Here is a 20,508-nt window from a genome sequence, read left to right as displayed (position 1 = left end):
CTCTTTTGGATTAACACCACAAAAATAGAAAAACGGCACTTAGTTTATTACTAAGGCCGTTTCGTATTATATTCGACTTCACTTATCTACATAAGGCTTGGCCAAGAAGCATTAGAAGAAAAGCCCTGCTTCTAACTGCGCTTCTTCGCTCATCATTTCTCGTGACCAAGGCGGATCAAATACCAACTCAACTTTGACGTCTTGAACATTCGGCACTTTCGCAACTCGGTATTTTACGTCGCCAACTAACACTGGTCCCATACCGCAACCTGGCGCAGTTAACGTCATATCAATCAAAACGGTTTTGCTTGCCTGGTCCAATTCAACTTTATAAACCAAACCAAGAGACACTAAACTAATCGGAATTTCCGGATCAAAAACCGTGTCTATTGCCTGCCAAACTTGCTCTTCATTGATATCACTGGTGCCCAAGTCTGCAAACTCTAAAACCTCTGGCTGCTGACCAATTGCTTCTGCATCAGTGCCATCAATACGCAGCATATTACCTTGCCAGGTTACTGTGTAATTACCGCCAAGGCTTTGGTTAATAGTAATAAACTGACCTTCTGGAATACTAACCGGTTCACCGCTTGGCACTCGACGCGCAGGACAAGCACGCTGTGTTACGACCATTTTCTGCATGAAAGATTAACTCACACTAAAGCTTTCGCCACAGCCGCATTCAGCCACAACGTTAGGATTGTTAAACTTCACAACTTCGTTAACGCCTTCGCGCACCAAGTCAATCTCTGTGCCATTTAGCATACCAACAGATTTTGAATCGACAGCCAGTGTGACGCCATCAAAAGACAAAACCGTATCTTCACCAAAGGGTTCACTCACTATGTCCAAAACATAAGAAAAGCCAGTACAACCACTTTCTTTAGTACTTAAACGAATCAATTTACCCGGCTGCTTAACCAGTTTAGAGGCAAAATATTTCTGCGCAGAAGCGGTTAAAGACACGCTAGAGGCAGGATCAAACGTTGTTGCTGTCATTGAAACCTCCTAAGCCAACATTGTGCGCACTTTTTTCAGCGCAACAAACAAAGCATCGACTTCTTCTAATGTATTGTAAATTGAGAAAGACGCACGCGCAGTGCCAGGCACATTAAAACGCGCCATTAAAGGCTGTGCACAATGATCTCCGGTACGGATGGCAATGCCTTGGCGATCCAATAAAAAGCCAATATCCGCTGGATGGCCTTGATCCATCACAAAACTCAAAACGCCAATTTTATTCTTTGCAGTACCAACAATGGTCAAACCTTCAAATGCTTCTGCTAATTCAGTCGCACGGTCTAGCAGAGCTTTCTCGTGAGCCGCTACGGCCTCTTGATCTAATGCACTAAACCAACGAATCGCTTCACCTGTCGCGATAGCATCGCCCACATTGGGCGTTCCCGCTTCAAAGCGATACGGCAATACGTTCCAAGTTGCTTCTTCCAAGGTTACCGTGGAAATCATCTCGCCACCGGTACGCCATACAGGCCAATTTTCAAGAACGGATTCTCGTCCCCAAAGGACACCAATACCCATCGGCCCATAAAGTTTATGCGCTGAGAAGACATAAAAATCACAACCAATATCTTGTACATCAGCCCAACCATGAGCCGCACCTTGTGCGCCATCAACCAACACCCAAGCACCAAACTGTTTTGCTTTGGCGGTCATTTCTTTAATTGGGTTAATCGTGCCTAATGCATTGGATACATGAGGAAAAGCCACAAATTTGGTTTTATCACTCAACATCGCATCATAGGCGCCTTGGTCGAGTTCACCTTCATCTGTTACAGGAACTGTTTTTAAGGTTGCGCCAGAAGCTTTACACGCTTGTTGCCATGTTACCAAGTTCGCATGATGATCCATGCCTGTTGCAATCACTTCATCACCAGGTGACAACAATGAGCCAAGACCGTTAGCAACAATATTAATGCTTTCTGTTGTACCGCTTGTCCAAATCACTTCTTCGCGTTTTGGCGCATTAATAAAGTCTTTAACAATGTCACGAGCCGCTTCAAATCGACGAGTGGCTTCATCCGCAAGACGATGCGCACCACGGTGAACGTTAGAATTACACGTTGTATAGTACTCAACCAAAGCATCAATAACGCATTGTGGTTTTTGTGTCGTGGCTGCGTTGTCTAAATAAACCAAAGGCTTACCATCAATTTCACGCTTAAGAATAGGAAATTGATCACGGATAGCTGCTACATCAAAACTCATTCAACTCTCGCTTACTTCACTTCCATCTGCGAAAAACGTTCACGGATAATAGGACGAACCCATTCCGCTAACGCTGCATTTGGCATTAAATCAATCAACTCATTAATGAAACCAAAGTTGAGCATCACTTGTGCTTTTGAGCGACTCACACCGCGAGTTTGCAAGTAATACAAAGCTTGCTTATCAATTTGAGCTACCGTTGCTCCATGAGCACAACGCACATCATCGGCGTAAATTTCAAGCTCAGGTTTAGTGTTAATTTCCGCTGTGTTCGACATTAACAAATTGCGGTTATTTAACTCTGCCAATGTTTTTTGAGCATCACGATGAATGTGAATACGACCATTAAAAACAGCACGAGCAGAATCTGCAGCGATACAACGAACGTTTTCTTCCGTTGTACCATTTGGCATAGCATGCTCAACCGTTGCATGAAGATCGAAAAGCTCTTTACCATCCAACAAATACATGGCATTCAACTTGGCATCTGCAAATTCGCCAGCATGAATAATATCTGTATCAAGACGAGACAAATCACTGCCAAAAGCAACGATCGTACTGTGCATGGTTGCATGATCCAGTAGATTAAAGTGACTACCGCCAATCGCAACATTTGAACCCGTTTGCAAAGCAAAGCGATAATGTTCAAGGTGTGCTTTTTTAGCAATGTCATATTCAACAAAAGCTGTGTTTAGCGTTTCACCAGCAGCTTGCACATCTTCAATAACCGTTAAGCGAGCCCCTTCAGCCAAACTAACTTGAACACGAGTATGTGATTCTGCACCTTGGCTTAATAAAGAACTGATTCGGATAGGTTGAGTAATTTCAGCGCCTTCAGCAACCGAAACGACAACCACGTCTTGAGCAAGCGCATCATTGACTAAACCAAACATATGACGCTCAGGCTTAATGCTTGAAAATGCATCTAGTGCTTGAGTCTTTTGAGCATCATCAAGATTTTGACCAAGAGTGATGAACAAGCCTTCTGGTAATGTTTCTGCTAATTGAGAAACATCAAACTTGCCATTCACAAAGACCAGTTCAATTGCCGACAAGCCAGCCACTTCAACAGGAGACAGTTCACTAGAACCCGCTACAGCTTGCGCCGTTGAACGCTCAACAGGACGCAGCGGCGTATAACGCCAAGCTTCCGTTTTACGGGTTGGCCATTTTGTATTCGATAATAATTCAACGGCATTCGCTCGTTTAGGCGCGAGCCAATCATTAATATCTTGCGCTCGAGTAATGGCGCTTTCTAACCATTCACTCATGCATTACCCCTCAAGTTCATCTTCAGCAGGTCCGCTTTGTAACCAAGCATAACCTTGCGCTTCTAATTCATGAGCAAGAGAAGCATCACCGCTCTTCACAATTTTGCCGTCAGACAAAACATGAACAAAATCTGGCTTAATGTAGTCAAGCAAACGCTGGTAATGGGTAACAACAATGAAGCTACGATCAGCAGAGCGCTGGCTATTTACACCTTCTGCGACCACTTGTAGCGCATCAATATCCAAACCAGAATCGGTTTCATCAAGAATACAAAGCTTCGGTTTCAGCAGTAACATTTGCATAAGCTCGTTACGCTTTTTCTCACCACCAGAGAAGCCTTCATTCACGCCACGCTTAAGGAATGAAATTGGCAAGTTAACTTGCTTACAGGCTGCTTTTGCTTCTTTCAAGAAGTCAGCAGATGTAATAGCTTCTTCGCCACGCGCTTCGCGTTGAGCATCTACAGATGCTTTCAAAAATTCTAAGTTACTAACGCCTGGAATTTCTACTGGATACTGAAAAGCAAGAAACAACCCAGCACGAGCGCGCTCTTCTGTTTCCATTTCAAGTAGATCTTCGCCGTTTAATTCAACGCTACCGCCTTCTACGCTGTAACCATCACGTCCAGACAACACATAACCTAACGTACTTTTACCGGCACCGTTTGGCCCCATGATGGCATGCACTTCGCCTGGTTTAATGTCTAGATTTAAACCTTTAATAATCTGCTTTTCTTCTACACTGGCGTGTAAATCTTTTATCGTCAGTAAACTTTTGCTATTCGACATCTTCAACAATTCCTTAACCTACAGAGCCTTCAAGGCTAATTTCTAGTAACTTGCCAGCTTCTACGGCAAATTCCATTGGTAATTCTTTAAATACTTCCTTACAAAAGCCATTAACGATAATAGAGACAGCTTTTTCAGGATCTAGACCTCTTTGACGGCACAAAAACATTTGCTCATCACTCACCTTGGAGGTAGTAGCTTCATGCTCAACAATGGCTGTCGGGTTACGACTCTCCACGTAAGGGAATGTGTGGGCACCACACTGATCGCCAATCAGCAATGAATCACACTGAGTAAAGTTACGTGCGCCTTCCGCTCCTGGATTCATTCGTACAAGGCCACGGTAGCTGCCGTTACTCTTACCAGCTGAAATACCTTTGGCAATAATGGTCGACTTGGTATTTTTTCCAAGGTGAATCATTTTTGTACCAGTATCCGCTTGTTGACGCCCACGCGTTAGGGCAACAGAGTAAAACTCACCGACACTGTTATCGCCTTTCAAAATACAGCTTGGGTATTTCCAAGTGACAGCAGAACCTGTTTCCACTTGTGTCCAAGAAATTTTGGCATTGGTGTGGCAAATACCACGTTTGGTTACAAAGTTATAAATACCACCTTTGCCGTCTTCATCACCTGGGTACCAGTTCTGAACCGTTGAGTATTTAATCTCTGCGTTATCCATTGCAACCAATTCAACAACTGCCGCGTGCAATTGGTTTTCATCACGTTGAGGCGCGGTACAACCTTCAAGGTAACTCACATGACTGCCTTCATCAGCAACAATCAGAGTTCGCTCGAATTGGCCTGTATTTTGTTCATTGATTCGGAAGTAAGTAGACAATTCCATTGGGCAGCGAGTGCCTTTAGGAATGTAAACAAAAGAACCATCAGTGAATACTGCGCAGTTTAATGCCGCGTAGTAGTTGTCTTTTTTAGGAACAACGCTGCCGATGTATTTTTTGACAAGTTCTGGGTATTTTTGAATGGCTTCAGAAATTGGACAGAAAATAACGCCAGCTTCTTCCAGCTTCTCTCTAAAAGTCGTTACAACTGACACCGAATCAAATACAGCATCAACTGCCACACCTGCTAGCATTTGTTGTTCTATAAGAGGAATACCAAGCTTCTCATAAGTACGCAGTAATTCTGGATCAACCTCGTCCAAAGACTTAGGCTTGTCTTTCATACTTTTTGGCGCTGAATAATAGGAGATCGCCTGAAAATCTATTTTTGGGTAATCAACCAAAGCCCAATCCGGCTCTTCCATTTTAAGCCATTCACGAAATGCGCTTAAACGCCATTCAAGCATCCATTCAGGTTCGCCTTTCATTTCGGAAATACGTCGGATGACACTCTCATCCAAACCAGGCTCAAACGTTTCTGATTCTACATCAGACACAAAACCAGCTTCGTATTCCCTTGCCAGCGCCTTATCTATCTGCTCAGTCATATAAAAACTCACTCATTATAGGAACAAACACACCGAACATCAGTGGGCTAAGTTCTACTAAAATTATTCTTCACTTAATCAATAATTGCCGCGCTAATCATGTGGCTATCAGCGCCACCTTGTCGGCTTTCTATGTTCTGTCGGTCGGCAACTTGCCTAACATCATTTCTACGGACCAACTGAGCCAAACTAATTTGGCTCAAAAAATCATGTATCTGGTCACTTAAATCACACCATAAATGATGTGTTAGACACGTGTTGCCACTCTGGCAATCACTGCGCCCTTTGCATCCTGTTGCATCAACTGATTCATTTACCGCATCAACTATTTGAGCAACAAAAATATCTTCATTTGAACGACTAAGGCGATATCCTCCACCCGGACCTCTCACACTTGTCACCAATAGCTTTTTGCGAAGCTTGGAAAACAACTGTTCAAGATAAGAAAGTGAAATCCCCTGCCGGTTAGAAATATCAGATAAAGACACTGGCCCTTGATCCGAATGCAATGCCAAATCCAGCATGGCGGTTACCGCATAACGACCTTTTGTTGTCAGGCGCATAAGCTATCCAATTAAGACGATTCTTTGAGGACGTAAATAGTACACAAAACCTACTGTTTTTATCAAGTATTTACCCGACTAATTTAGTAGGTTATTACATCAGTTAATAATCGTGGCGTATTTTACGTGTTACAGTAGAAAAACTAAACTATAGAATGTGTCATTATGGTGAATAAGGAGACGGCACTTCGGGTTTAAGACAGATCTCTCAAATAAAAGCACTTCTATCTCTTGCCCTTTTCCCATAAACAAGCAAACTAATATATGAAGTAACCAATAAATGTGAATATCTCATGGCTAATAACGAAGACACTCCGAAAAAAAGCTCTAAATTAATCTGGGTTGGATTTATCCTATGTTTCATTCTCAGTGTGGGGGCATCCGCTGGCGTCACCTTCTTTTTAACTCAACCGAAAGAAGCAGAACCCGTCACCTCAGCAAAAGATACAGAACAAGATGCTTTATTACTCAATTTGAAGTCATCCATTGCCCAGCAAAATAGCCAGTTAGCTGAATTGAAAGCTCAGAATGACGTATTAAAGCTATATTTGAGACACAGCAGCTCAACCGCACTGAAGAACATTCTCATTAATCAAGAACAAAACATACAAGCTTATTTAGTCTTGATGAAATCGGCGATGGGAGACTTGTCCAATATTGTTCAAGGTGCTTCGGACTGGGATAACAAATATCAGTACCAGTTAGATATTGCCCAAAAGCGCAGTATTGAAAGAGAAGACTTATTAAAGCTATTAAAAACGGGCGAGCCGAACGACACAGAGTAAAAGCACGACTTCTAAAGCATATTCTCAGGTAAGGCGAGAACACGACTGCCTTATCTGAGAATACTGTCCAGAACTTTCTTCAGGAAAGCAACCTAAATATCAACCGCTAAAAGCGTTCCTTGTTTAATTGCACGCTTCGCATCCAGTTCAGACGCTACATCGGCACCGCCAATCAGATGTACCTTTTGATTGATTTCACTTTCCAATAACCTATTCGGCTCTTGTCCTGCACAAACCACCACGGTATCCACTTCCAGACATTGATCTACACCATCAATAGAAAGATGGAGCCCTTCATCATCAATACGTTGGTATTCACATTTAGAATGAAATACCACACCTTTCGCGAGTAACTCAGCCCTATGTATCCAACCTGTTGTTTTACCTAACTGAGATCCAACTTTGCTTTTTTTACGCTGCAGCAAAAATACTTCTCTTTCCGCTTTTTCAAAGACAGGCTTCATACCTTCAACGCCGCCTCTGGCCGCTAGAGTCATATCAACGCCCCACTGCTCCATAAAGCTTTTAATATCTTGCTGCTTATGTGCCTTTTTATGTATTAGGTATTCCGACACATCAAAACCAATCCCGCCAGCGCCAATGACTGCAACACGTTGACCGACATGAGCACCATTCATGACATCCAAATAGCTCAATACTTTTTTATGCTCAATGCCTTCTATTTCTGGTGTTCTTGGCAAAATTCCTGTGGCTAAAACCACTTCATCATATTGAGCCTCATTGAGAAGTTTTCCATCTACGCGAGTGTTTAGCTGCAGATCCACTCCCGTAATCTCAATTTGTTTTTGAAAATAACGTAAGGTTTCAAAAAACTCGCCTTTTCCGGGAATACGCTTGGCAATATTAAACTGCCCACCAATTTCACTTGACGCATCATACAAGGTTACCGAATGACCTCGCTTGGCGGCAGTTGTAGCAAACGCCAATCCTGCTGGACCTGCCCCAATAACAGCAATGCGCTTTGATTTATCAGCAGGGCTGATGATTATCTCTGTCTCATGACAAGCTCTAGGATTTACAAGACAAGACGTCAGCTTGTTGGCAAAGGCATGATCTAAACAAGCTTGGTTACAGCCAATACATGTATTAATTTCATCTGCACGATTTTGTTCGGCTTTTAAAACAAACTCAGGATCAGCAAGAAAAGGTCTAGCCATGGATACAATATCAGCATCGCCACGAACCAGAATTTGCTCTGCCACATCTGGCGTATTAATTCGGTTTGACGTTACTAATGGAACCGTTAACGATTTGCGCAACGCAGCGGTAACCCAAGTAAATGCCGCTCTGGGCACCTTGGTTGCAATAGTTGGCACTCTCGCTTCATGCCAGCCAATACCTGTACTTATGATATTTACGCCTGCTTTTTCAATTTCTAACCCAAGCTCGACCACTTCATCAAGACTGCTACCGCCTTCGACTAGATCCAACATGGATAATCGATAAATAATAATAAATTGCTCACCTACAGCAGCTCGAATTCGCTTAATGATCTCAATGGGCAATCGAATTCGATTGGCGTATTCTCCTCCCCAATCGTCTTCACGATGATTCGTTTTTGAGGTAATAAATTGATTCAGAAAATAACCTTCAGACCCCATTACCTCAACGCCATCATATCCAGCTTTTTGAGCCAGAATAGCCGTTTTTATAAAATCTGATATTTGCTTTTCAATCCCTTCTTCAGTTAATGCTTCTGGCTCAAAAGGGTTTATCGGCGCTTTAATCGCAGATGGCGCAACCGATTTTGGGTTATATGCATAACGCCCTGTGTGCAAAATCTGCATGCAGATTTTCCCACCTTCTTTGTGAACAGCCTCCGTTATCACACGATGTTTTTCAGCATCTTGTTCGGATGTCATTGCCGCCGCACCAGCATAAACAGCACCTTCAGCATTAGGGGCAATACCGCCTGTCACAATGAGCGCAACACCACCTCGTGCCCGTTCAGCATAGAAAGCTGCCATACGCTCAATTCCACCTTTCATTTCCTCTAAGCCTAAATGCATAGACCCCATTAAGACTCGGTTTTTTAGCTTTGTAAAACCTAGGTCTAATGGCTCAAATAAGTGGGGATAGGTTGAATGACTCATAATGACTGCTCTCTTTATTTATTATTTTTTTGATTTTGACACCGTCAAGATAGTTTTAAATTTTGACAGTGTCAAGATAAGAGGTTTTAATAAAAAGATGACAACATCAAAAAAACAATATCATCATGGCGACTTAACCAAATCACTACTAGAAGCTGCAGCCTTGATTATCAAAGAGCAAGGCGTAGAAAGTCTTAGCATGCGTAAACTGGCCGACCTAGTTGGCGTTTCAAGAACAGCGCCTTATCATCATTTCAAAGATAAAAATACGCTACTTTGTGCCTTAGCCGAACAAGGTTTCTACGAGCAAGAGCAAATCCTAAGTAACCTAATGAAGCAAGAACACTCAGCAAGAGAACGCTTTACTAAGTACGTTTATTTCTATTTGGAATACGCTCAGCTACACAGTGAAACTTATGACTTGATGTATGGCAGAACAATCTGGAAAGCAGGCAAGCCAAATGAAGCGTTAAAATTAGCCTCTAAACGAACATTTAAAACATGGATTGAATGGGTAGAAGTGTTACAAGCCCAAAAAGTGCTAACCGACAGCAATACACCATTAAGGATTGGCCAAACAACATGGGCGAGCCTACATGGGCTCGCTAGGCTCTTTATAGACGGAATATATCTAGAGCAATCAGACTTATCCGATATGATAGAACAAATGGTAAAAAACTTATGTGTCGATGAATCAACCAGCGCCTAAGTTGGATCGCACATTAGATAATAATTGCTCCTTACGTAACCTCTTAATATCTTGATGACTCAAATACAGTAAAGGTAAAACCACAAAGAGCGAACCAATCAATAAACCAAGGTCTGGCTTATCACCAAAAGCGAACCATCCCATCAGAAAAGCAAAAATAAGGCCTGAATATTCCGCACTTGTCACTTTACTGGACGCCACATAGCGATACCCAATCAAACAAGACACACTGTATAAAATGGAACAGATAGACGCCAGAGCGGCGTAAATCAACAAGTCTAATTGCAGAGCCTCACCTTCCATAAAAGCCAATATTGCCGCTAATGGCAAAGCTGAAAATTGAGTAATGCACAAACCACAAAGCATATCTTGATTCTGTGGCAGCTTTTTAATTAACAAACTGTTCGCAGCCAACACAATCGCAAAAAGAATAGCGCTGACCATTCCCAAACTTATTTCAGTCGGCCTTAGAATAATTAAAATCCCAATAAAACCTAATAAAGCAGCACCAACCACTTCAAAAGTTAAGCGCTCTTTAAAGAAAATAGCGCCAAATAACATGATAAAAATCGGCGCAGTGTAAAAGACCGAATTGGCCGTTGCCAACGAAAGCTCAGACAAAGAGACAACAAGCAGGACAGCGGCTAAAACCCACATATTTCCACGTAAAAAATGCAGTCTCAACCCGATTAAAATAGACGACTTAGGACGATATATCTGCCGAATCAATACAATTGGTAATAGCATCAAAAACATAAAAACAGCGCGAAAAAAGGTAAATTGAAAGATAGCGACATCAGGCCCTGCTAACTTAATAAATACATCGCATAAAGTAGCAAAAAAGCTTCCCAAGATTAGAACAAAAATAGCGCTAGCAACGGTGCGTCCAGACATAACACCTCCCCCTTAAATTGCATTAATCGCTGAATTTTAAAGGCTTATATTTATTAGATAAAATGATATATTTAGACTAAATATTAGTTATTTGGATAATAAAATATGCTACCACCCCTCAAATCACTTCCGGTATTTGAAGCCGTCGCTAGACTAAATAGCTTCTCATTGGCAGCCGCTGAGTTGAATGTTAGTCAGAGTGCAGTATCCCACCAGATAAGAATATTGGAGAATCACCTTGGAGAGACTCTTTTTAATCGCCAAGGGCGTAATTTAGAATTAACAACGGAAGGAAAGCGTTATCTCGATGTTATAAGTAACTCTCTTCTACAAATAGCTCAAGCTACGAATCAAATTAAAGGTGAGCAAGAAACCCATATAAGATTGGCTGTGTATAGCTCGTTTGCTGTTTATTGGCTCATTCCACGATTACCCGAACTAAAACGCTTATACCCAAATTTAGAGTTGAGCATTGAAATGAGTCATGGCTCTCCTGACTTATCTGACCGCACAGCTGATCTTTTTATTACTACTGAAAATGAAAAAAGAGGATTTTTCTTTGAATCACTTTATCAGGAAGAACTATTTCCTGTTTGCAGCCAACATTGCCTTGAGGCAATTAAAAACAGGTTAAACGTCACTTCAGATAAAGAACTCACCGATAAACTGAACGAAACACCTAGCCCTTTAGCCCAGTTTTCACTTATCACCTCCTATAGCATCTACGATCGCCATACAGAAGATTGGAAACGCTGGTTTTCAAACCTTAAACAGCCACTACCAAATACCATACAATTCCATCGATTTAGTCATCTAATGCTAGCCTATGAAGCTGCGAAGCACTCTCTTGGCATCGCACTTGTTAATGACTATATGATGAACGAAAAAAACGACGAACAAGCACTGGTTAAACTGCCTTGCAGTGGCTTCGAGACAGGTGATAATTTTTATTTGGCTTATAAAGAAAGCCGTAAGAATGAAGATATAATTCGATATTTAAGAAAATGGCTACTTGAGGAAGCTAAGACATTAGCCTAAGCCACAATATCTAAAGTCGAATAGAGAATCGAAAAAATAAAACTGAGGAATAACCAATATAGAGAGGGATTTTCTGCTGCATCCATGCAGCTCTGAATCATCATGAAAAGGAGACAGGGCCTCCACCCTGGAGGCTTGGGCAATCCATTGCCCCCTGTCTGTAAATAACACTACCAAACAGTGAATATATTGTGCAAGAAAAAAATACACTTTTTCTTGTAAATTAATTTTCTATTAAGGAAGCCACCTTAATACAGACTCTAAACATTTACACTAACGCATCAAACAAGGCATGAGATAAGCAAGGCAATAGAGCGCCTTAGTTACCATTTACACAGACGCATCAGGTCACAAGGCCAGCGTGGTAGTAGAGTGTCTTCGTGGTCATTTACACAGACGCGTTGAGGTACGAAACAGGCGCAAGTAAATGACCACTAAGACGCTCTTGTTTCTAATCTGATCTGTTCCTATCTCATTGTTTCCAAATCAGATCTTCCATTTCCTACAGACGAAAAAAAGCCCCGACAGCTTAGCTATCAGGGCTTTCTTAATTATAAGCTTAACGACTTACTGCTCTCACATGCATATCTGCAATAAAAAACCCCACACAGCGTTGGCTATGTGGGGCTCTTAGTATTATAAGCTTGACGACGACCTACTCTCACATGGGATCTCCCACACTACCATCGGCGATGGCGCTTTTCACTTCTGAGTTCGGGATGGGATCAGGTGGTTCAACGCCTCTATGATCGTCAAGCAATTCGGCTGCGTTTTCACGCGAATACGTTGCTTGGATCTTTAACAATTCATTTTGAAATAACGTGTATCAAGGTTAAACCAGCGACCTCCATGGATGGAGGAAATGCTGAAAATTGTCTGGAACAATTTCAGTACTCTTTATCGTAATATATGTAAAACCACTTTGGTGTTATATGGTCAAGCCTCACGAGCAATTAGTATTGGTTAGCTCAATGCCTCACAGCACTTACACACCCAACCTATCAACGTCCTAGTCTCGAACGGCTCTTTAGGGGACTTATGTCCCAGTGAGATCTTATCTTGAGGGAGGCTTCCCGCTTAGATGCTTTCAGCGGTTATCCCGTCCGAACATAGCTACCCGGCAATGCCACTGGCGTGACAACCGGAACACCAGAGGTTCGTCCACTCCGGTCCTCTCGTACTAGGAGCAGCTCCTCTCAAATCTCAAACGTCCACGGCAGATAGGGACCGAACTGTCTCACGACGTTCTAAACCCAGCTCGCGTACCACTTTAAATGGCGAACAGCCATACCCTTGGGACCGGCTTCAGCCCCAGGATGTGATGAGCCGACATCGAGGTGCCAAACACCGCCGTCGATGTGAACTCTTGGGCGGTATCAGCCTGTTATCCCCGGAGTACCTTTTATCCGTTGAGCGATGGCCCTTCCATACAGAACCACCGGATCACTAAGACCTACTTTCGTACCTGCTCGACGTGTCTGTCTCGCAGTTAAGCGTGCTTTTGCCTTTACACTCTATGCATGATTTCCGACCATGCTGAGCACACCTTCGTGCTCCTCCGTTACTCTTTGGGAGGAGACCGCCCCAGTCAAACTACCCACCACACAGTGTCCTCGATCCAGATAATGGACCTGAGTTAGAACCTCAAACATACCAGGGTGGTATTTCAAGATTGGCTCCAATAGAACTGGCGTCCTATCTTCAAAGCCTCCCACCTATCCTACACAAGTAGGTTCAAAGTTCACTGTGAAGCTATAGTAAAGGTTCACGGGGTCTTTCCGTCTAGCCGCGGATACACAGCATCTTCACTGCGATTTCAATTTCACTGAGTCTCGGGTGGAGACAGTGTGGCCATCGTTACGCCATTCGTGCAGGTCGGAACTTACCCGACAAGGAATTTCGCTACCTTAGGACCGTTATAGTTACGGCCGCCGTTTACTTGGGCTTCGATCAAGAGCTTCGCCGAAGCTAACCCCATCAATTAACCTTCAAGCACCGGGCAGGCGTCACACCCTATACGTCCACTTTCGTGTTTGCAGAGTGCTGTGTTTTTAATAAACAGTCGCAGCCACCTGGTATCTTCGACCGATCAATGCTTACGGAGCAAGTCCTTCACACTAACCGGCGTACCTTCTCCCGAAGTTACGGTACCATTTTGCCTAGTTCCTTCACCCGAGTTCTCTCAAGCGCCTTGGTATTCTCTACCTGACCACCTGTGTCGGTTTGGGGTACGGTTCGATCATATCTGAAGCTTAGAAGTTTTTCCTGGAAGCATGGCATCAACCACTTCGCCCAAAAGAGGGCTCGTCGTCAGTTCTCGGTCTTAAAGGGACCCGGATTTGCCTAAGTCCCAAACCTACCGCCTTAAACACAGACAACCATCGCTGTGCTGGCCTAGCCTTCTCCGTCTCTCCATCGCAATATGTACGAGTACAGGAATATTAACCTGTTTCCCATCGACTACGCATTTCTGCCTCGCCTTAGGGGCCGACTCACCCTGCCCTGATTAACATGGGACAGGAAACCTTGGTCTTCCGGCGGGGGAGTTTTTCACTCCCCTTATCGTTACTCATGTCAACATTCGCACTTCTGATACCTCCAGCCTGCCTTACAGCTTGACCTTCAACGGCTTACAGAACGCTCCTCTACCATGCGTATAAATACGCATCCGTAGCTTCGGTGTACAGTTTAGCCCCGTTATATCTTCCGCGCAGGCCGACTCGACTAGTGAGCTATTACGCTTTCTTTAAAGGATGGCTGCTTCTAAGCCAACCTCCTAGCTGTCTAAGCCTTCCCACATCGTTTCCCACTTAACTGTAACTTTGGGACCTTAGCTGACGGTCTGGGTTGTTTCCCTTTCCACGACGGACGTTAGCACCCGCCGTGTGTCTCCCGTAATTGCACTCATTGGTATTCGGAGTTTGCATGGGGTTGGTAAGTCGGGATGACCCCCTAGCCCAAACAGTGCTCTACCCCCAATGGTGAGATACGAGGCGCTACCTAAATAGCTTTCGAGGAGAACCAGCTATCTCCGAGCTTGATTAGCCTTTCACTCCTATCCACAAGTCATCCCCGGACTTTTCAACGTACGTGGGTTCGGTCCTCCAGTTAGTGTTACCCAACCTTCAACCTGCTCATGGATAGATCGCCCGGTTTCGGGTCTATTCCCAGCAACTAAACGCCCTATTAAGACTCGGTTTCCCTACGGCTCCGCTAATCGCTTAACCTTGCTACTGAAAATAAGTCGTTGACCCATTATACAAAAGGTACGCAGTCACGGAACAAGTCCGCTCCCACTGCTTGTACGTACACGGTTTCAGGATCTATTTCACTCCCCTCACAGGGGTTCTTTTCGCCTTTCCCTCACGGTACTGGTTCACTATCGGTCAGTCAGGAGTATTTAGCCTTGGAGGATGGTCCCCCCATATTCAGACAGGATAACACGTGTCCCGTCCTACTCGTTTTCATTGAAATGGCGTTTTCGTATACGGGGCTATCACCCACTATGGCGACCCTTTCCAGAGTCTTCTACTAACACCAAATCAACTTAAGGGCTAATCCCCTTTCGCTCGCCGCTACTTAGGGAATCTCGGTTGATTTCTTTTCCTCCGGGTACTTAGATGTTTCAGTTCCCCGGGTTCGCCTCGTTAAGCTATGTATTCACTTAACGATACCCGCAAGCGGGTGGGTTTCCCCATTCGGAAATGTTCGGATCAAAGTTTGTTTATCAACTCCCCGAACCTTATCGCAGATTACCACGTCCTTCATCGCCTCTGACTGCCAAGGCATCCACCGTGCACGCTTGGTCACTTGACCATATAACCCAAAATAGTTTCGGATCACATACCTAAGAGCTTTTGTACCTCTTAGGATTTACGATAATAGAAGCCACTAGGTTAAAGTGAACTTCCACCGGTTTAACGCTTGATTCATCGTTATTTCAAAATTTGAATTATTAAAGAGCAAGTTTAGTGCAAAGCACTAAGTCAGAGACTAAAACGTCAGAACATATTCAAAGCACGCTTTGAATCGATTCTGTTTAGTGTCTTGCTTAGAACTCTCGCTAATCTTAAACACAGAAGAAGTTAATAAATGGTGGAGCTATGCGGGATCGAACCGCAGACCTCCTGCGTGCAAAGCAGGCGCTCTCCCAGCTGAGCTATAGCCCCATTATTCACTGTCTAGTATTTGGTGGGTCTGGGCCGATTTGAACGGCCGACCTCACCCTTATCAGGGGTGCGCTCTAACCAACTGAGCTACAGACCCAAACACTTTCTGTGCGTCTTATAAAGTAGATATACATCAGATAATTTGTGTGAACGCTCACCAGAGCTTCTATCGTTTAAGGAGGTGATCCAGCCCCAGGTTCCCCTAGGGCTACCTTGTTACGACTTCACCCCAGTCATTGACCACTCCGTGGTAACCGCCATCCCGAAGGTTAAGCTAGCTACTTCTGGAGCAATCAACTCCCATGGTGTGACGGGCGGTGTGTACAAGGCCCGGGAACGTATTCACCGTAGCATTCTGATCTACGATTACTAGCGATTCCGACTTCATGGAGTCGAGTTGCAGACTCCAATCCGGACTACGACGTACTTTATGGGATTCGCTCACTATCGCTAGCTCGCAGCCCTTTGTATACGCCATTGTAGCACGTGTGTAGCCCTACTCGTAAGGGCCATGATGACTTGACGTCGTCCCCACCTTCCTCCGGTTTGTCACCGGCAGTCTCCTTAAAGTTCTCAGCATAACCTGCTAGCAAGTAAGGATAAGGGTTGCGCTCGTTACGGGACTTAACCCAACATTTCACAACACGAGCTGACGACAGCCATGCAGCACCTGTCTCATAGTTCCCGAAGGCACCAAAGCATCTCTGCTAAGTTCTATGGATGTCAAGAGTAGGTAAGGTTCTTCGCGTTGCTTCGAATTAAACCACATGCTCCACCGCTTGTGCGGGCCCCCGTCAATTCATTTGAGTTTTAACCTTGCGGCCGTACTCCCCAGGCGGTCTACTTATTGCGTTAGCTGCGCCACTAAGTCATTACAACCCAACGGCTAGTAGACATCGTTTACGGCGTGGACTACCAGGGTATCTAATCCTGTTTGCTCCCCACGCTTTCGCACCTCAGTGTCAGTATCAGTCCAGAGTGTCGCCTTCGCCACTGATGTTCCTTCCTATATCTACGCATTTCACCGCTACACAGGAAATTCCACACTCCTCTACCGTACTCTAGCCTGCCAGTATCCGGTGCCATTCCAAGGTTGAGCCCTGGGATTTCACATCAGACTTAACAAACCACCTACGCGCGCTTTACGCCCAGTAATTCCGATTAACGCTTGCACCCTCTGTATTACCGCGGCTGCTGGCACAGAGTTAGCCGGTGCTTCTTCTGGAGCTAACGTCAAAACATTTGGGTATTAACCAAATGCCCTTCCTCACTCCTGAAAGTGCTTTACAACCCTAAGGCCTTCTTCACACACGCGGCATGGCTGGATCAGGCTTGCGCCCATTGTCCAATATTCCCCACTGCTGCCTCCCGTAGGAGTCTGGGCCGTGTCTCAGTCCCAGTGTGACTGGTCATCCTCTCAGACCAGTTAGAGATCGTCGCCTTGGTGAGCCTTTACCCCACCAACTAGCTAATCTCACGCAGGCTCATCTAATAGCGAAAGGTCCTAAGATCCCCTCCTTTCCCCCTAAGGGCGTATGCGGTATTAGCATGCGTTTCCACATGTTGTCCCCCTCTACTAGGCAGATTCCTACGCGTTACTCACCCGTCCGCCGCTCGACGCCTGATAGCAAGCTATCATCGTTTCCGCTCGACTTGCATGTGTTAAGCCTGCCGCCAGCGTTCAATCTGAGCCATGATCAAACTCTTCAGTTAAAAAAGTTTGCTTACTCAAGTATCGAAACACTAACAATTTACTTATAAAGCGAATTGACGTGTTTGACGTCTCGTAAGACTTCAATTTTTTTGATCAACTTACTAACCAAAAGTCAGTAGCCAATCTTCTGAAGTCTCCAGCGAGCGCCCACACAAATTATCTGATTATCTATTTTAAAGAGCGTTGCCGTTACACTTAAGCCACTCAACCTCTTAAACCTAATTAAGATGCTAAGCCCTGTCCGTGTCAGCGAGGGCGTATATTAAGGATCTACAGATTTTGTGCAAGTGTTTTATGAGATTTTCTTGAAATATTTTTTATAACGCGGATTTTGATAGATACGAAGGAATAGCAAAGGAGCAATAAAGACGGTTACCCAAACAGCAAGTTCAATATCACTCTTCACTTGCAACCATAAATGAGCGACAACACAAACTGCAGCAAAATACACTAATTGATGAAGCTTCTTCCATTTCTTACCTAACCTTCTCATCATTTTCTTAGTGCTGGTAATCGCTAACAAAAAAAGAATAACGGTCGCTGCCACTCCGGCATAGATGTAAGGTTTCTGCACAAGATCCGACAAAATCCATGAAACACTTAACCCTGCAAACAAAATTAAATAAACAAGCAAATGAAACAATGAATAGAAGAAGGCCGCCAATCCCACAAAACGACGATACCGAGAAATAACGCGAAACGTCTTTACCTTAGCTATTGGCGTTAAAGACAAAACAACAACAATGAAGACGCTCGCCCAAATACCACTCAAATTCATCAGGGCTTTTCCAGGATCAGGAAAATAGCGCCCCAGAAAAAGTGAAACAACCATCCAACACAACGGCAAAAGAAACAAAAGCACTATATAAGGCTTCTCCTTCCTATCCCAGAACGACGCCATATTAATAGAACCTACCTAGATCCATACCAGAATATAAAGAAGCAACTTCGTCTTCATAACCATTAAACATTTTGGTTTCGATAACATTCGGAAAGAGCACACCGCTAGGCAGACGCCTTTCTTGCTTTTGAGTCCAACGAGGGTGATCAACATTTGGATTCACATTAGCGTAAAAACCATATTCGCTCGGAGCCAACATACTCCAAGTTGTTTCTGGCATAGTTTCAACGAAACGTATCTTCACGATCGACTTAATACTTTTAAAGCCATATTTCCAAGGCAAGACTAGACGTACAGGCGCACCATTTTGATTAGGAAGGACACTGCCATACATTCCAACAGCCAATAGGGCTAACGGATTCATTGCCTCATCTATACGCAAGCCTTCGCGATAAGGCCAATCCAAGCCATTGCCATTTTGACCTGGCATCTGCTTAGGATCGTACAAAGTCTCAAAATAAACATATTTTGCTTTAGACGTCGGCGCAAAACGCTTTAAAACATCCCCCAAAGAAACACCAACCCAAGGAATCACCATTGACCAAGCCTCAACACAACGAAGGCGATAGATTCGCTCTTCCAGCATCGACTCTTTTATAATGTCTTCGAGATTAAAAACGCCTGTTTTTTCAGCTTCGCCTTCTACCGTAATTGTCCAAGGCGAAGTTTGGAATTGTGTCGCTCTTTCTTTTGGATCGTTTTTACCGTAACCAAATTCGTAAAAATTATTGTAAGAGGTAGCAACATCGAACGGAGCTGCCTTTTCATCCGCACCGTAAGGTGTCTCAATGATATTTTTAAATGCGGGAGCCAAAGAAGAGGAAGGCACGAGAGGATTTCCACCTTGCAAGGCAGCTGAAACAGAACCAATCGTTCCAGCACCTAAAACAGCACCACCAGTCACCTTCATAAACTGGCGGCGATTCAAATAAACGGACTCATCTGTAACTTCTGATTCAGAACAATCAGACGCTTTTTTTACACGAATTAGCATAAGCAACCTCCCTCATAGTTGAACTATAGACAAAGGTTATCCCCGCTAGTTCAAAAAGCTTCAACTAACAAGCAATCCATTCTGTTTTTGAACTAAGAGCTAACGCAATCCTTTGAATATGAGCCCTAAAGGTCCCCAAAGACCATACACGCAAAACACTGCCATCAAGACCAATGACGGCTCAAGCGCAATCAATACAAACACTAAAATAGCAATCAAGAACACAACAAAAGGCACTCGCCCTTTTAAGTTGAGATCTTTAAAACTGCGATATTTAACATTACTTACCATCAACAAACCAACAACAGGCACAAGTAAAGCCATCAAAATCGACAAACTATCACCTGAAACACCTTTTTCGCTGGCAGCCCAAATTACGCCAGCTAAAATAGCCGCCGCCGCAGGGCTTGGTAATCCAGTAAAATAACGTTTTTCCTCGACTGCCAACATGGTGTTAAAGCGAGCCAAGCGAAGTGCCGCACCTACTGCATAAACAAATGCCGCAATCCAACCTATCTTACCAAGCGGTTCTAATGACCAAGTAAAAACAATCAATGCTGGCGCAATACCAAATGACACCATATCAGCGAGCGAATCGTATTCTGCGCCAAAAGCACTTTGTGTATGAGTTAACCGCGCTACTCGCCCGTCTAATCCATCGCACACCATAGAGATAAAAATTGCCACAGCAGCATTTGAAAAATTACCGTCCATCGCCGCAATAATTGCATAAAAACCGGAAAACAACGCCGCCGTTGTAAAAAGGTTAGGCAGTAAATATACCCCTTTTCGCGGCTGCTTTTTCTCATCACCAAGATCAATATCTTCAATATCATCCACTGGCGCTTTCTTTATATCGTCTATCGACATACAAACATCCTCACCTTGCTC

General features: G+C 43.9%; 15 protein-coding genes, 2 tRNA genes and 3 rRNA genes. 3 read left to right on the top strand and 17 right to left on the bottom strand.

Translation table 11 applies throughout. The features are described 5' to 3' along the window. Positions 1-111: 111 nt before the first annotated feature. The 7 genes from sufT to iscR all read right to left on the bottom strand — a co-directional run bounded on the left by sufT (position 112) and on the right by iscR (position 6,299). Positions 112-642 (bottom strand): putative Fe-S cluster assembly protein SufT, encoded by a 531-nt coding sequence (sufT, locus tag AC0L46_RS13165; protein ID WP_414681120.1) that lies wholly within the window; start codon positions 640-642, stop codon positions 112-114. A gap of 6 nt (positions 643-648) precedes the next feature. Beyond that, complete coding sequence (locus AC0L46_RS13160) at positions 649-999, bottom strand: HesB/IscA family protein (RefSeq protein ID WP_414681121.1); 351 nt, start codon at positions 997-999, stop codon at positions 649-651. 9 nt (positions 1,000-1,008) lie between these two features. Continuing rightward, the gene (locus AC0L46_RS13155) at positions 1,009-2,226 is read right to left on the bottom strand and encodes an aminotransferase class V-fold PLP-dependent enzyme (RefSeq protein ID WP_473504185.1); all 1,218 of its coding nucleotides are present in this window, start codon (positions 2,224-2,226) and stop codon (positions 1,009-1,011) included. A gap of 11 nt (positions 2,227-2,237) precedes the next feature. Then, positions 2,238-3,497 (bottom strand): Fe-S cluster assembly protein SufD, encoded by a 1,260-nt coding sequence (sufD, locus tag AC0L46_RS13150; protein WP_473504183.1) that lies wholly within the window; start codon positions 3,495-3,497, stop codon positions 2,238-2,240. A gap of 3 nt (positions 3,498-3,500) precedes the next feature. Then, entirely contained in the window at positions 3,501-4,286 is a 786-nt protein-coding gene (gene sufC / locus AC0L46_RS13145; RefSeq protein ID WP_414681125.1) for a Fe-S cluster assembly ATPase SufC, read from the bottom strand. A 13-nt stretch (positions 4,287-4,299) separates the two neighbouring features. After that, a complete protein-coding gene (gene sufB / locus AC0L46_RS13140; protein WP_473504181.1) occupies positions 4,300-5,736 on the bottom strand; it encodes a Fe-S cluster assembly protein SufB in 1,437 nt (478 codons plus the stop codon). Between the two features lie 74 nt (positions 5,737-5,810). After that, positions 5,811-6,299 carry a Fe-S cluster assembly transcriptional regulator IscR gene (gene iscR / locus AC0L46_RS13135; RefSeq protein ID WP_414681127.1) on the bottom strand — a complete coding sequence of 163 codons (489 nt, stop codon included), beginning with the start codon at positions 6,297-6,299 and terminating at the stop codon, positions 5,811-5,813. Between the two features lie 293 nt (positions 6,300-6,592). Here iscR and AC0L46_RS13130 point away from each other — a divergent pair, with 293 nt between their 5' ends. Continuing rightward, positions 6,593-7,084 (top strand): hypothetical protein, encoded by a 492-nt coding sequence (locus AC0L46_RS13130; protein WP_414681128.1) that lies wholly within the window; start codon positions 6,593-6,595, stop codon positions 7,082-7,084. Between the two features lie 92 nt (positions 7,085-7,176). Here AC0L46_RS13130 and AC0L46_RS13125 read toward each other — a convergent pair whose 3' ends face one another. Further along, positions 7,177-9,198 carry an oxidoreductase gene (locus AC0L46_RS13125; protein ID WP_473504178.1) on the bottom strand — a complete coding sequence of 674 codons (2,022 nt, stop codon included), beginning with the start codon at positions 9,196-9,198 and terminating at the stop codon, positions 7,177-7,179. 97 nt (positions 9,199-9,295) lie between these two features. Between AC0L46_RS13125 and AC0L46_RS13120 the strand changes: the two genes are divergently transcribed. Beyond that, positions 9,296-9,907: a TetR/AcrR family transcriptional regulator gene (locus tag AC0L46_RS13120; protein ID WP_473504176.1), complete on the top strand. Its 612-nt coding sequence runs from the start codon at positions 9,296-9,298 to the stop codon at positions 9,905-9,907. Here the strand turns inward: AC0L46_RS13120 and AC0L46_RS13115 are convergent. Then, positions 9,893-10,801 carry a DMT family transporter gene (locus tag AC0L46_RS13115; protein WP_473504174.1) on the bottom strand — a complete coding sequence of 303 codons (909 nt, stop codon included), beginning with the start codon at positions 10,799-10,801 and terminating at the stop codon, positions 9,893-9,895. The genes AC0L46_RS13120 and AC0L46_RS13115 overlap by 15 nt on opposite strands. A 105-nt stretch (positions 10,802-10,906) precedes the next feature. Between AC0L46_RS13115 and AC0L46_RS13110 the strand changes: the two genes are divergently transcribed. Further along, positions 10,907-11,839: a LysR substrate-binding domain-containing protein gene (locus AC0L46_RS13110; protein ID WP_473504172.1), complete on the top strand. Its 933-nt coding sequence runs from the start codon at positions 10,907-10,909 to the stop codon at positions 11,837-11,839. Between the two features lie 642 nt (positions 11,840-12,481). On the opposite strand, the gene rrf is transcribed toward AC0L46_RS13110, so the two are convergent. The 8 genes from rrf to pssA all read right to left on the bottom strand — a co-directional run bounded on the left by rrf (position 12,482) and on the right by pssA (position 20,487). Further along, positions 12,482-12,596, bottom strand: a 5S ribosomal RNA gene (gene rrf, locus AC0L46_RS13105). A 175-nt stretch (positions 12,597-12,771) separates the two neighbouring features. After that, positions 12,772-15,655 (bottom strand): 23S ribosomal RNA (locus AC0L46_RS13100). Positions 15,656-15,932: 277 nt separating this feature from the next. Further along, positions 15,933-16,008, bottom strand: a tRNA-Ala gene (locus tag AC0L46_RS13095). A 20-nt stretch (positions 16,009-16,028) separates the two neighbouring features. Next, a tRNA-Ile gene (locus AC0L46_RS13090) sits at positions 16,029-16,105 on the bottom strand. A gap of 77 nt (positions 16,106-16,182) precedes the next feature. Continuing rightward, a 16S ribosomal RNA gene (locus AC0L46_RS13085) occupies positions 16,183-17,721 on the bottom strand. Together the 16S, 23S and 5S rRNA genes with 2 tRNA genes alongside form the textbook arrangement of a ribosomal RNA operon. Before the next feature lie 293 nt (positions 17,722-18,014). After that, on the bottom strand, positions 18,015-18,584 hold the full coding sequence (locus tag AC0L46_RS13080; RefSeq protein ID WP_473504170.1) for a protein-methionine-sulfoxide reductase heme-binding subunit MsrQ: 570 nt from the start codon (positions 18,582-18,584) through the stop codon (positions 18,015-18,017). A gap of 40 nt (positions 18,585-18,624) precedes the next feature. Continuing rightward, positions 18,625-19,617, bottom strand: a complete 993-nt coding sequence (gene msrP / locus AC0L46_RS13075; protein ID WP_473504168.1) for a protein-methionine-sulfoxide reductase catalytic subunit MsrP — start codon at positions 19,615-19,617, stop codon at positions 18,625-18,627. 99 nt (positions 19,618-19,716) lie between these two features. Further along, the gene (gene pssA, locus AC0L46_RS13070) at positions 19,717-20,487 is read right to left on the bottom strand and encodes a CDP-diacylglycerol--serine O-phosphatidyltransferase (protein ID WP_473504166.1); all 771 of its coding nucleotides are present in this window, start codon (positions 20,485-20,487) and stop codon (positions 19,717-19,719) included. Positions 20,488-20,508: the final 21 nt, after the last annotated feature.

Source organism: Marinomonas sp. 15G6-16 (assembly GCF_055809555.1).
The sequence above is the reverse complement of the archived record's forward strand: the minus strand, read 5'-3'. Positions and strand labels throughout refer to the sequence as shown.